This is a genomic window from Acinetobacter sp. QJM3NY_42 (assembly GCF_056173745.1).
In genome coordinates, this window is the sequence record NZ_CM149689.1 from 2,036,632 (window position 1) to 2,050,304 (window position 13,673).

General features: G+C 41.1%; 13 protein-coding genes. 9 read left to right on the forward strand and 4 right to left on the reverse strand.

Annotated elements, in window-relative coordinates; genetic code table 11:
* Positions 1-33 precede the first annotated feature (33 nt).
* Complete coding sequence (locus tag AC0VYT_RS09625) at positions 34-957, forward strand: CysB family HTH-type transcriptional regulator (protein WP_005019342.1); 924 nt, start codon at positions 34-36, stop codon at positions 955-957.
* Between the two features lie 87 nt (positions 958-1,044).
* On the opposite strand, the gene carO is transcribed toward AC0VYT_RS09625, so the two are convergent.
* A complete protein-coding gene (gene carO, locus AC0VYT_RS09630; RefSeq protein WP_005019341.1) occupies positions 1,045-1,773 on the reverse strand; it encodes an ornithine uptake porin CarO in 729 nt (242 codons plus the stop codon).
* Positions 1,774-2,065: 292 nt separating this feature from the next.
* Between carO and dapD the strand changes: the two genes are divergently transcribed.
* The 5 genes from dapD (at position 2,066) to AC0VYT_RS09655 (ending at position 5,323) form a co-directional block, all read left to right on the forward strand.
* Positions 2,066-2,887 (forward strand): 2,3,4,5-tetrahydropyridine-2,6-dicarboxylate N-succinyltransferase, encoded by an 822-nt coding sequence (gene dapD / locus AC0VYT_RS09635; RefSeq protein ID WP_005019340.1) that lies wholly within the window; start codon positions 2,066-2,068, stop codon positions 2,885-2,887.
* Positions 2,888-2,966: 79 nt separating this feature from the next.
* Entirely contained in the window at positions 2,967-3,677 is a 711-nt protein-coding gene (gene queE, locus AC0VYT_RS09640; RefSeq protein WP_005019339.1) for a 7-carboxy-7-deazaguanine synthase QueE, read from the forward strand.
* 31 nt (positions 3,678-3,708) lie between these two features.
* Positions 3,709-4,377, forward strand: a complete 669-nt coding sequence (gene queC, locus AC0VYT_RS09645; protein WP_005019336.1) for a 7-cyano-7-deazaguanine synthase QueC — start codon at positions 3,709-3,711, stop codon at positions 4,375-4,377.
* A gap of 16 nt (positions 4,378-4,393) precedes the next feature.
* A complete protein-coding gene (locus tag AC0VYT_RS09650) occupies positions 4,394-4,804 on the forward strand; it encodes a hypothetical protein (RefSeq protein ID WP_005019333.1) in 411 nt (136 codons plus the stop codon).
* 51 nt (positions 4,805-4,855) lie between these two features.
* Positions 4,856-5,323, forward strand: a complete 468-nt coding sequence (locus AC0VYT_RS09655) for a peroxiredoxin (RefSeq protein ID WP_005019332.1) — start codon at positions 4,856-4,858, stop codon at positions 5,321-5,323.
* 183 nt (positions 5,324-5,506) lie between these two features.
* Here AC0VYT_RS09655 and AC0VYT_RS09660 read toward each other — a convergent pair whose 3' ends face one another.
* Positions 5,507-6,076 (reverse strand): nicotinate-nicotinamide nucleotide adenylyltransferase, encoded by a 570-nt coding sequence (locus tag AC0VYT_RS09660; protein ID WP_005019331.1) that lies wholly within the window; start codon positions 6,074-6,076, stop codon positions 5,507-5,509.
* 98 nt (positions 6,077-6,174) lie between these two features.
* On the opposite strand from AC0VYT_RS09660, the gene AC0VYT_RS09665 reads away from it, so the two are divergent.
* A complete protein-coding gene (locus AC0VYT_RS09665; protein ID WP_005019330.1) occupies positions 6,175-7,023 on the forward strand; it encodes an enoyl-CoA hydratase-related protein in 849 nt (282 codons plus the stop codon).
* A 112-nt stretch (positions 7,024-7,135) separates the two neighbouring features.
* Positions 7,136-7,918, forward strand: coding sequence for a nitroreductase family protein (locus AC0VYT_RS09670; protein WP_005019329.1), 783 nt, complete (start codon positions 7,136-7,138; stop codon positions 7,916-7,918).
* 227 nt (positions 7,919-8,145) lie between these two features.
* On the opposite strand, the gene AC0VYT_RS09675 is transcribed toward AC0VYT_RS09670, so the two are convergent.
* A complete protein-coding gene (locus tag AC0VYT_RS09675) occupies positions 8,146-8,460 on the reverse strand; it encodes a YqfO family protein (RefSeq protein WP_005019328.1) in 315 nt (104 codons plus the stop codon).
* 118 nt (positions 8,461-8,578) lie between these two features.
* Here AC0VYT_RS09675 and AC0VYT_RS09680 point away from each other — a divergent pair, with 118 nt between their 5' ends.
* The gene (locus tag AC0VYT_RS09680; RefSeq protein ID WP_005019327.1) at positions 8,579-9,430 is read left to right on the forward strand and encodes an SDR family oxidoreductase; all 852 of its coding nucleotides are present in this window, start codon (positions 8,579-8,581) and stop codon (positions 9,428-9,430) included.
* Positions 9,431-9,486: 56 nt separating this feature from the next.
* Here the strand turns inward: AC0VYT_RS09680 and purL are convergent, their stop codons facing one another.
* Complete coding sequence (purL, locus tag AC0VYT_RS09685) at positions 9,487-13,320, reverse strand: phosphoribosylformylglycinamidine synthase (RefSeq protein ID WP_005019326.1); 3,834 nt, start codon at positions 13,318-13,320, stop codon at positions 9,487-9,489.
* Between the last annotated feature and the right edge of the window lie 353 nt (positions 13,321-13,673).

Consider the following 13,673-nt stretch of genomic DNA (forward strand, 5'->3'; position numbering starts at 1 on the left):
GTATATGCCCCACTCTTTTTTGAGGTAATCCAGATGAACTTTCAGCAACTTAGAATTATTCGGGAAACGGTAAGACAGAATTTTAACCTGACTGAAGCCTCAGCGGCACTCTATACATCACAGTCAGGTGTTAGCAAACATATTAAAGATCTTGAAGATGAACTGGGAGTACAGCTTTTTATTCGTAAAGGTAAGCGTCTGCTAGGTCTGACAGAACCTGGCCAATCTCTTTTGAACATTGTTGAGCGTATGCTGGTCGATGCAGAAAATATCAAGCGGTTGGCTGATGATTTCAACAAAGTTGACGAGGGTACACTTACCATTGCTACCACTCATACCCAAGCGCGTTATGTTCTACCCCCGATTGTTAACCAGTTTAAAAAAGCTTTTCCCAAAGTTCATCTCATTCTGCAACAAGCCAGTCCGGTAGAGATTTCAGAAATGCTCTTACAGGGGGAAGCTGATATTGGTATTGCTACAGAATCATTGACAACAGAAGAAAATCTGGCCAGTGTTCCATATTATACATGGGAACACAGCATTATTACTCCACAGCATCATCCTTTAACCCAACTGGAAAATATTCGTCTAGAAGATCTGGCTAACTATCCAATCATTACTTATCATGGCGGTTTTACTGGACGCTCTAAAATTGACAAGGCTTTTGAAGCAGCCAATATTGAAGTTGATATAGTAATGTCTGCACTTGATGCAGATGTTATTAAAACTTATGTAGAACTCGGTATGGGGGTAGGCATTGTTAATAACGTCGCTTATGATGCGGAACGCGACTATCGCTTAAAACAGATTCAAACTGATATTTTTGGTTTAAATACCACTTGGTTAGCAGTTCGTAAGGGACATTTATTACGTGGTTATGGCTACGAGTTTATTTCGTTGTGTTCACCTGAAGCTGACATAAAAGCACTTAAGAAAGTGGCCTATCCAGAAGAGTAAAGTTTTTAAAACAATTTTTAAATTTGATTAAATAATTATAAAAGCAATAAAAAACGGACCTTAGTCCGTTTTTTATTGCTGACTGGATTAGAAGCGGAAGCTTACACCCAGTTTAGCTACTGGTAACCATTCATATTTGTTATCATTTTCAATATCACGTTCTTCACGTTCAACTGCTGTAGCAAAGTCAGTACCAGGCTCAGTAGTGATAGCTGTACCAGAAGCTGTCAAGTTGACATTTGGGTTACCATTATAAAATGCACCGATTTCACCAAATACGCCCCAACGGTTAGTAATTGCTGGAGAGAAACCGATACCTACATACGGTGCTAAATTATTTTTATAAGAAAGTTGACCATTAATCCGTGCACCACTAGTACCAGCAACAAAATCAGTTCCATTTACAGTGAAGCCTTCACTAGCACCTATGCGTCGATCCAAGTCGTAATCATTATCTACATAAGCTACCCCAGCAGCCATATAGAACCAGTTTGCCCAAGGACGAATCTCAGCATTTAAGTAAACATTATTGTTATCCATATCGATGTCATAATCTGAGCCATTTACAGATAAGTCATCTGACCAAGAGATATCTCCACCGTTGTAACCTAAAGTTACACCAACATATGGATTGGCATTATATGAAATCGCGCCACCGTAACCAGTAGTACCAACTTCTGCACGTACTGAAGCTGGTTTAAAGAAAGAGAACGTTGAGACCCCTTCTTCAGTGACAATTATTTCATCAGCTGCCAATGCAGAACCTGCAATAGCACTTAAAACTGTAGCGGTCGCTAAAACTCTTAAAGCTTTCATTATTAATCTCCTCAGAAGAGTTTGTTTTTTAATCTATAATTGTTTCGTGTCTTGTATGTTAGATAAAACCTAAGTGGGTTTTTAGACACAAATTACGTGGTTTCTGTTATTTTTTGATACATTTAACGTTTTTTCTTGTTTTTACATGTTTTTTTGTAAAAATATTTCCAAAAAGCTTCATATTTACTTTACTCGTACCAGAGACCTTTATAGATGAAAAGTTTGCTAGTTTTTGGCTGTTTTTATACACAAATAGTGTAAACTCTCATAAATTTTTTCAGGAAGGAATATCATGACTCAGCTTTCAACTATTATTGAGCAGGCCTTTGAAAACCGCGCCAACTTTACCGCAGCAGATTGTCCGTCAGAAGTGCGTCAAGCTGTAGAAGAAGCTATTGAAGGTCTGGATAACGGTACACTGCGAGTAGCTGAAAAAATTGATGGTGAATGGATTGTTCATCAATGGCTGAAGAAAGCGGTCTTATTATCTTTTAAATTAAATGATAATAAGCCAATCGAATCATGTGACCTGCGTTTTTATGATAAAGTCGAGACCAAATTTTCTGGCTGGACTGAAGAGCAATTTAAAGAAGCCGGCGTACGTGTAGTGCCACCTGCTGTAGCTCGCCGTGGTAGTTTCCAAGCTAAGAATGTGGTTCTTATGCCTTCTTATGTGAATATTGGTGCTTATGTAGATGAAGGCACAATGGTAGATACATGGGCAACTGTAGGTTCATGCGCACAGATCGGTAAAAATGTTCACTTGTCGGGTGGTGTTGGTATCGGTGGTGTACTTGAACCGCTTCAGGCCAACCCGACTATCATTGAAGATAACTGTTTCATCGGTGCACGTTCTGAAATTGTTGAAGGTGTTATTGTTGAAGAAGGTTCTGTCATTTCAATGGGCGTTTACATCGGCCAATCTACCAAGATTTATGACCGTGAAACTGGCGAAATCCATTATGGCCGTGTTCCTGCAGGTTCAGTTGTTGTACCAGGGAACTTGCCATCTAAAGATGGAACATACAGCCTTTATGCTGCAATTATCGTGAAAAAGGTAGACGCTCAGACACGAGCTAAAACCAGTCTAAATGACCTGCTTCGCGCTGACTAATTTTCTGTCTGTTTAAAGGTCTCTACGGTCATGCCTGATCGTAGAGATTTTTGTTTTTTATAGAAGGTGATATTGGGCTATGAATCCCTTACGTTCTTCCGTTATTCCAGTGTCTGATCCGGCAGCTGGTTTACGTATTACGGAGATTTTTTATTCGTTGCAGGGAGAAGCAAACGCTGCGGGGTTACCAACAGTATTTATTCGTCTGACTGGCTGCCCTTTACGTTGTACCTATTGCGATACGACCTACTCTTTTGAAGGAGGGGTACGTCAGTCACTTGAAGAAATCATTGCAACTGCCCGAAGTTATAATACACCTTACATCTGTGTAACCGGTGGAGAACCACTGGCACAACCGAATTGTCTGGTTTTACTACAACGTTTATGTGATTTAGGACATAAGGTTTCTTTAGAAACCAGTGGTGCACTCGATGTATCTAAAGTTGATCCACGCGTATCAAAAGTTCTAGACTTAAAAACTCCAAATTCTGGAGAAGTTACACGTAACTTAATGTCAAATCTAGAATTTCTGACCTCAAATGATCAAATCAAGTTTGTTATCTGTAACCGTGATGATTACCAATGGGCCAAAGAGCAGCTTGCGCTGTACTCCCTAGAACAGAAAGTCAGTACAGTCTGGTTCTCTCCTGCGTTTGCAGTGGAAAAAGGTGCAGCCCAATTACCTAAACTGGCTCGCGAATTAGCACAGTGGATTCTAGATGACCAGCTTCCCGTTCGCTTCCAGTTACAACTACACAAGCTACTTTGGAATGATGAAACTGGCCGTTAATCACGGTACAGAAAGATTGGAGAAACAATATATGCGCTCGCGTGCAATTGTCTTATTATCTGGTGGATTAGATTCAACAACCTGTCTGGCTTGGGCACAGGCACGTTATGAGTGTATCGCTATTAGCTTTATGTATGGTCAGCGTTCAACTACTGAACTGGATGCAGCTAAAGCACTTACTCAGCGTGCCGGCGTAGAACATCGCGTTATTAATATTGACCTGGGCAATCTGGGTGGTTCGGCACTGACAGATCATAATATTGATGTCCCTGTACAGGAACAGTCAGGCATACCCGTAACTTATGTTCCTGCCCGTAACACCATCTTCTTGTCTTATGCCTTGGCAGCTGCAGAAGTATTTGATGCAGAGGCTATAGTAATCGGGATTAATGCCGTAGATTATTCAGGTTATCCGGATTGTCGTCCTGAGTTTATTGAAGCATTTGCCAATATGGCGCGCCTGGCCACTAAAGTGGGAGTAGAAGGCAAACCTTTAAAATTTGAAACACCCCTGTTACATTTATCTAAAGCGAATATTATACGTTTGGGCATTGAACATGGCGTAGACTATAGCCAGACGGTTTCCTGCTATCAGGCAGATGACCAAGGACGTGCTTGTGGACAATGTGATAGCTGCCGACTTCGTAAACAAGGTTTCCAAGAAGCAGGTATTGAAGACCCTACACGTTATATACCGTAATCACCAGGTACAATTTATGAAGAACTTAGCATCAAAACTTTTCCTTTCCTCCCTGTTCTCAGCAGCGACTCTGTTAACAGTAAATACCCATGCTGCAGAAGCAAATCCTCTTCAGCAGGCTTATAAAAGCACAAATGTTAAATCTGCCCTGATCAATGTTTGTAAAACAGAAACAGGTAAAAGCAAGAAACTCTCTGCTGCTGAAGTAAGCAAATACTGTACCTGTGCTGTAGAAGCAGATGGTAAATTGACCAATGCTCAAAAATGGGAAATCCAGAGCACAATTAACCAGAAGAAAAGCCCAAGCAGTTTAGCTTTTGTTCAAAAACAAAATAGTGATTTACAAGCGTGCTTCGGTCCACAGTTAACTTCAAAACTGCAAAACCTGACCCAAGAAGCCATGAAATCAGCGCAGGCAAAAAAATAATTGCCTTATTATTTTGCTAGCCACATTCGTGGCTAGTTTTTGGAGAAAACCATGAGTACTGAAGATATTAAATTACCTGACCACGTATTCCCAACCGCAAATGGTGAGATCAACTTATCTGAAGTGCCATCTGCATGGTTGGTTCTCTATTTTTATCCTAAAGATTCTACACCCGGCTGTACTACTCAGGCCCTTGAGTTTACTGAATTAAAAGACCAGTTTGATGCTATGGGCGCTACTGTCGTGGGTATCTCTCGTGATTCAGTCAAATCTCACCAGAATTTTACCACTAAGCAGGAACTGCAAATTGAGCTGGTCAGTGATGCGGATGAAATCCTGTGCAAACATTTTGATGTCATTAAAGAAAAAAATATGTATGGCAAAAAAGTTATGGGTATCGAGCGTTCTACCTTTTTATTTCATAACAATCAGCTAATGAAGAGTTACCGTAAAGTCACTGCAGCTGGTCATGCTGCTCAAGTATTAGATGATATCCACACAATGAGTGAAGTGGAATAAACTATAAAAACTCTAATAGCAAGCCGGCACTTTAGCCGGCATTTTTATAGATCTGTGGTCTTTAGTCTTGCTTGATTTCTTTAAGAAAGGTGTGAAGCAGACTACAGGTGTGTTTTCAAGTTTAACCGGTTCGACATATAAACTCTCTAATATTGCTAAATTATTTAAAGGTTTTAATCTTCATTACTGTATATTGCTATAGTCTTGCTCTTTATATTTTTGCTGTAGCTGACGGTACACCAGACCATGCTGGAAATTCTTCAAAAAATTTTGTGAACCCGCCGGGAAAGCTTCTGTTTTAATTATACCCTGATAATAGGCTTCGCGCAGTGGCGTCGCAGAAATGGCACCTTCCAGACTCTCCAGTTCAACCATCGTCCATTCTGGAAATAGTTTCAGATAATATGATGATGCATCTTTAAAATGGCCGATCAGACCAATTTTAGAGCCAGTTTGAACCACCTGATTAACTAAAGCTTTAACCTGCTTTACCCATTTTTCATCATTGTAGACATCAATGACATGAACAAAAATAATTCGCTTCTGATCTTCTGGTGAAAAGTTGGACAATATCATTTCTTCACGTTCAGAAGCTGTGAATGGATTTTTGAGATTCCGTTCATTTTGAGCTGAACCCAAAGCCAGAATCACATACTGACTTTGACTTAAGGCAACCTGTACCGTCTGCAAATGTGCATAATGAAAAGGCTGAAAACGCCCGATGAAGACAAGATAATCAAAAGTATATGACATAAGTTCTGAGCTTTAATGACTCATCAGTTGCATTTTCAAAAAAGATATGCGACATAATAAGCCATAATAAAATCATGATTTAAAGCATGGATAGTACGATGACATTAAGCTGTATACAACAACCACATCAACATTTAAAAGCAAAACTGGATCACGGAATTCTTACGCTGGCTATTGACCGGCCTGAAGCCAAGAATGCCTTATATGGTGAGCTTTATTTATGGATTGCTCAGGCACTTGATGAAGCAGATATTTCTAGTGATGTACGGGTAGTAATACTTCGTGGCTTAAATGATGACTTTACTGCAGGAAATGACATGAAAGATTTCATGCAGTTTACCCAGCAGCCTTTACAGGATAAAGCAGGCAATATGCCCCCTTTTGTCTTGCTTAAATCAGCAACAAAATTTTCAAAGCCTTTAATTGTAGCGGTTAAGGGGGTAGCTATTGGTATAGGAGTAACTATACTGTTGCATGCCGATCTGGTCTACAGTGATGATGATGCTATTTTCCAGATTCCATTTGTAAGTTTAGGTCTTTCTCCAGAAGGTGCAGCAAGTCAGCTTCTTGTTAAGCAGGCAGGCTACCATCGTGCTGCTGAACTGCTGTTTAGTGCTAAAAAATTCACAGCAAAAACTGCCGAACAGGTAGGCTTGGTCAATCGTGTGATTAAGGATGACATCTATGAAGATGCCAAAATTATTAACTTGATTATTGAAAATGATGTTTATGATTATGCTCACAAAGCTGCCGAATATCTAACTCAGTTACCGCTTGCCTCCATTAAACAGACTAAAGCGCTAATGAAAAAAGATTTAGCTAATATTATTGAGTGCATTGATGAAGAAGCTGAAATTTTTATGCAGCGCGTTAAATCTCCTGAAATGATGGAAGCTGTACAGGCTTTTATGCAAAAACGTAAACCTGACTTTACACAGTTCAATTAAGTTTTATGCTCAAATCTGGATACCTGAGATGTGTCCAGATTTTTTGTTGTCTATACTCCTCTGCCTCTGAGGATTTTCTCTAAATCTTCCTATTGAATTGAACTGTTTAATTATGCCAAATACTGAAAATTATACCCAAAACAGTGAACAGCCAGAAAAGAAACGTTACTATGAACCTGCACCTCAGGATATTGACGTTGAGCAGTTCAAAAAAGTTGTAGAAAGTCGCCGTTCAGTACGCAAGTTTACTGACAAGCCCATTCCAGAAGATGTGCTGGATGCATGTCTGGATTTAGCCTTACTGGCACCCAATTCATCCAACCTGCAACCATGGACTTTTTACGTAGTTCAAGATCCTGATAAAAAACAGCAGCTGATAAAAGCCTGTATGAGCCAGCTCGCTGCCAAAACTGCATCTGAACTGATTGTCTGTGTTGCACGTACAGACCGCATTGATGAAATGGCAAAACGTAATGTCAATGAATTTCCTTTTCCAGAAGCGCCGCCAGCAATCAAGAAATACTACAAGTATATTCCGTATAACTATAAAACGGGCTATTTGAATGCTTTTGGCAACTTTAAGAAAGTTGCTTTTAAAGTGGCGCGCAGTCTGGATAAGCAGATGCCAGTCTCTGCATTTAGTCCTGCAGATGCCAAACTCTGGGCAAGCAAGACCACAGCGCTGGCATGTGAAAATCTGGTACTGGCTTTACGTGCCTACAGTTTTGACAGTTGCATGATGGAAGGTTTTGATGAGCCGATGGTACGCCAGATTTTGGAACTAAATGACCAGCAATATCCAATCATGGTGATTGCTGCAGGTGAACGGGCCAAAGATGGTGTATTCTTTCCACAGTACCGTTTTGATCGCGAACTTTTTATACAAAAAGTTTAAAAAGTTTTCATGAGTGTCATCGAGTATAAGTAAGTAAAATAGGTTTTCTTGCTTCTGCTTACTTTATTAATAAAAGTAAGCAGACAGGTATAAACAGGCTATTTTGTATAGAGCGGTAAGTAGGCTAAAGTAATAGATTTTAAAGGGAAGTTTTTCTTAAAATAAAACCTGCTTCAATCGCCTATTACAGCTTTAGCTTGTTCATAAAGATGCTGAAAACAGCTCTGCTATTGTATGTTGAGAAGTTGAATAAACTCGAATGCTGGTTCTTCATAAGGATGGCTGTTCTTTAGCGCCCGAGCAACAGCAGCAGCTTTTTCTTCAGGTACAATTGATTCTACCCGCCATTCCTCTACTTGTTCAATTTGTCCGACCTGACCAATATGTGGGTCCGCTCCTTGCATTGGTCTAAACTGCCCAATTCCCTTTACCTGCCATACACAATGTTCATAATCTCCTATTCTTCCTGCTCCGGCGGCAAAGATTGCTTGTTTGGTAGAATCCAGATACTCATCAGGAACGAAGTAAATCAGCTTTAACATAGAACCTCCTTTTTGTTATCTCTGTCTTTAATATCGTATAGCCAACGTTATTGTCACTAGGCAAGCTGAATAAATTACCGAATAGTAAAAAAATTCATAACAATCTCAGGATTATTTTATGGCAACAGTACTAATTACAGGTGCGGGCACCGGCTTTGGTAAAGGTGCAGCATTTCTCTTGGCAAAGAATCATCAAGTGATTGCAGGTGTCGAGATTGCAGCACAGATTTTTAGTCTGGAACAGGAAGCTAAGGCTCAGGGACTTGATAATATTCGCTTTGAAAAGCTTGATATTGCGGATCCAAAAGATCGTGAAAAAGCTACAGCTTGGGACATTGATGTCTTGGTTAATAATGCAGGGATTTCAAAAGCCGGCTCTTTGGTCGATATACCTGAGAAAAATTTGCGTGAACAATTTGAAGTGAACGTTTTCGGCACAATACTGTTAACACAAGAGTTCGCTCGTAAAATGGTAGATAAACATAGCGGAAAAATTATTTTCATTTCAAGTGTTGCCGGACTTTCTGCTGGGCCCCTGATTGGAGCTTATTCAGCCTCCAAACATGCAATTGAAGCATTTGCCAAAGCACTGGATGGTGAACTGCAAGAATTTGGCGTACAGGTTGCAACTGTAAATCCGGGACCTTTTTTGACAGGCTTCAATGACCGGATGTTTGAAGACTGGAAAACTTGGGAAAACAACCCTGAAGAGTGGATCTTTGATTACTCTCAAATGGCCTTTCCTCATGAACAGTTTGAGCCTGAAATAGTTTATCAGGTCATTGCTGATGTGGTTGAAGGTAAAAGTGATCTGTTTAGAAATGTTGTGCCTCAGGAGATGAATGATCAGTTACAGAAATCTGAAGATGAACTCTGGACCAAAAAAGTGAGTACAGAGAAGAAACGTCATCCACAAGTTGAAAAGGCTTATGAGCTTGAGCCCTATACCAAGGCATCTAAGGATAAATAGTCAGAAATTTTTTATATAAAAAAGCCACCTCAGGTGGCTTTTTTATATATGTATAATTAACCGATAAACTTGCGGGCATTACGGAACATGCGTAACCATGCTCCATCTTCCTTCCACTCTTCTGGTTTCCATGAATGCTGGATCGCACGGAAAGTACGTTCTGGATGTGGCATCATAATAGTCGCGCGTCCATCCCTAGAAGTTACACCAGTCACTGCCTCTGGAGAACCGTTCGGGTTAAGAGGATACTGCTGGGTCGGGTTGCCATGGCTATCGACATAACGCAGAGCAATTTGACCATTAGCGTTCAGGCTACTCAAGCTGTCATCAGAAATTACTGCACGACCTTCACCATGTGCAACGGCTATTGGCAGAATAGAACCTTCCATTCCTTCTAACACTACAGAATTTGATTTTTCTACTCGTACGTTTACAGTACGGGCTTCAAATACTTCAGAAGTATTACGGTGAAAACGTGGCCAGTTTTCTGCGCCAGGTATCAACGGTGCCAACTGTGACAACATTTGACAGCCATTACAGATCCCTAAAGAGAATGTTTCTTCACGATGGAAAAACTGCTCGAACTGGTCACGCAACTTGGTATTAAACAGGACTGATTTTGCCCATCCTCCACCTGCTCCAAGCACATCACCATAAGAGAAACCACCACAGGTTACCAGACCTTCGAATTCGTCCAGACTTACGCGACCAGCTAAAAGGTCACTCATATGCACATCGATACTGTTGAAACCCACTTTATCAAATGCCGCGGCCATTTCTACATGTCCGTTTACACCCTGTTCACGCAGAATTGCCATATTTGGACGACGTGTATTGATAAATGGTGCCTCAATTGGCTCATTTAAGTCAAAGGTTGGTTTAGCAATAATACCTTGATGATCAGCATTGGTAATCAGTGAATATTCCTGATCAGCCGTTTCAACATTATCACGTAAACGTTGAATCTGATGAGAAACCTCCGACCAGGCCTGTTGCAAGTCAGAGCGTGCCAGCGTTAAACCATTTACATTTAAAGTATCGGTCGTATTTACCGAACCAATCAGGCTGATAGCATCTTTAAGTAGAGACTCGGAAATTTCTGCCTGCAGTGCTTCCCAATCAGTGGCTTTAAGTTGTAATACTGCACCAATTTCTTCTGCAAACAGACTTTCAACTGACTGCTCTTCTAGTGCAACACCCAGACGTGAGGCAAACATCATTTCTGTAACAGTTGCCAGCAGGCCACCATCACCGATGTCATGATATGCTTGAATCAGACCACGGTTGTTCCAATCCTGAACCAGTGCAAAAAACGCTTTAAACTCATCAAAGTTATCTACATCTGGTGTAACTGTACCGATTGCTTTATAAACCTGTGCCAAAATAGAACCACCCAGACGGAACTGGCCTTTAGACAGATCAATACGTACCAGTACTGAATCTTCAAGTTTCTTCAGCTCGGGCGTCATGGTTTTACGCACATCACCAACAGGTGCAAATGCTGTAATCACACCGGTCATTGGAGAAGTTACAGCTTTATCTTCACCGTTATCATTCCAAGTGGTACGCATGGAAAGTGAATCTTTACCAACCGGAATTGCAATTCCTAAGGCTGGGCACATTTCCATACCGATCGCTTTTACACCTTCAAACAGGGCCTGATCTTCACCTTTTTGGCCTGCTGCAGCCATCCAGTTGGCAGAAAGCTTGATATCACTAATCTGTTCAATATTGGCACAGGCAATGTTAGTAATTGCTTCTGCTACTGCCAGACGTGCTGATGCTGCCGGATTCAGTAAAGCTACAGGAGGACGCTCTCCCATTGCCATTGCTTCACCCGTATAGCCTTGCAGGCTGGTCGTAGTTACTGCTGCATCAGCGACAGGAACCTGCCAAGGCCCTACCATCTGGTCACGCGCAACCATACCGGTAATTGAGCGGTCACCAATTGTGATGAGGAAAGATTTTGAAGCAACTGTCGGATTTTTCAAAACACGGAAAATTGCATCGTTTAAATCAACTTTTGAGGCATCAAAATCATTACCCTGACGAGGCGCTGTCTCATAAGAACGCTGCATGCGTGGTGTGCCGCCCAGCATAACCTGCATCGGCATATCTACCGGTTTGTTCGCAAATAGCGGGTCTTCAACCGTAAGATGACGTGCTTCCGTTGCTTCACCCAGTACAGCAAACGGACAGCGTTCACGAGCACAGATTTCTTCAAATTGCTGCAGAGATTCTGGACGGATTGCTAGTACATAACGCTCCTGAGCTTCATTCGACCAGATTTCCATTGGTGACATGCCTGACTCAAGCGAAGGAATCTTGCGCAGGTTAAGTACAGCTCCCAGCTCATGGTCATTGACCAATTCAGGCATGGCATTAGATAAACCACCCGCGCCGACGTCATGAATAGAAACAATCGGGTTGAAATCTTCCAGACGCCAGCAGGTATCAATCACTTCCTGACAACGGCGTTCCATTTCAGGGTTTTCACGCTGTACCGAAGCAAAATCAAGATTTTCTCCCATGGTACCACTGTCAACAGAAGATGCTGCACCACCACCTAAACCGATCAACATAGCTGGCCCACCGAGTACAATCAGCAGGTCACCCGGTTGAATCGCATCTTTTTCAACATGGTCAGGACGAATATTGCCATAACCGCCAGCAATCATGATGGGTTTATGAAATCCTTTAACTTCACCGTTTACATTTTGCTCAAAAGTACGGAAATAGCCATTTAATGCAGGACGACCGAACTCATTATTAAATGCAGCACCACCCAGCGGGCCTTCAATCATGATCTGCAACGGAGAAGCCATACGAGATGGCTTACCATAATTTTCTTCCCAAGGCTGTTCAAAGCCAGGGATATTGAGGTTAGACACAGTAAAGCCGGTTAAACCTGCTTTTGGCTTACCTCCACGGCCTGTTGCGCCTTCATCACGGATTTCGCCACCTGAGCCTGTGGCTGCACCGGCAAATGGAGAAATCGCTGTTGGGTGATTATGGGTTTCTACCTTCATTAAAATATGGGCAGCCTGACTTTTATACTTATACACATAATGACCACTTTCATCCTGTTTTGGATAAAAACGTTGTGTGTCATAGCCTACAATTACAGAGGCATTATCTTTATAAGCAGACAGAACATCGGTTGGAGATTCTTTATAAGTATTTTTGATCATTTGAAACAAGGATAATGGCTGTTTTTCACCATCTACTGTCCATTCTGATCCAAAGATTTTATGACGGCAATGTTCAGAGTTAGCCTGAGCAAACATCATCAGCTCAATATCATTCGGATTACGGCCCATATTAGTAAAAGCTTGGGTCAGATAATCAATCTCTTCATCAGACAGGGCAAAACCAAACTCATTATTGGCTTTAACCAGTGCCTCTTTACCTTGCCCTAAAATATCAATTGAATTTAAAGGTTTTGGTGCAGTCTCATTAAATAGCGCCTGTGCATCTTCAATCTGAGCAAATACACTTTCGGTCATACGGTCATGCAGAGCCAGTTTCACATCAGCAGAAACCTCAGGAATATCTTTTAAAGTATAAAGAATACCGCGTTCTAGACGATGTACTGGCACATTACAGTTCTTGAAAATATCAGTCGCTTTAGATGACCATGGCGAAATGGTTCCCACGCGTGGTGTTACCAGAATTTGTATTTCATTATCTGAAACTTGGCGCAATTCAAAGATTTCACCATCATTCAGAAGTTGCAAGGCAGATTGATGCTGCTGCTCGCTGAGCGCTTGATCAAACAGATAAACCCACTGGCTGTCAAAAGATTGAACAGAACTAATTGACGCTAAACGTGATAATAGTTGAGTTTTCTTGAAAGAAGAATGTGCTGGTGCACCGGCCACGATAAACATGCTGATTTTGGCTCCACGGGCAGGCCTGAGCGACCATGCCGCAATGTGACTTGAAGAGAGCGCATATTCTACTGTGAAAGCCTATTTGGGGCTAGTGATAAAGCCATGAAAAGCTCATTTTCCTACGCTTTATTTTAAAAAAATAAGAGCTTAACCTTCGCCTAGCTCTTATCATCTCGGTGTTCAGGTATACTATTCACAGATTAAAAATAAATATTCTTACTTCATGTAATTTCTAAATACTGTATAATTTTCAAACTATTCCAGAGTTAAAAATATAAAAATTTACTGTAATTTTCAGCTATTTCTGATGTCTAATCTGGTACTAGATGCGATATTTAGGAAATTTATTA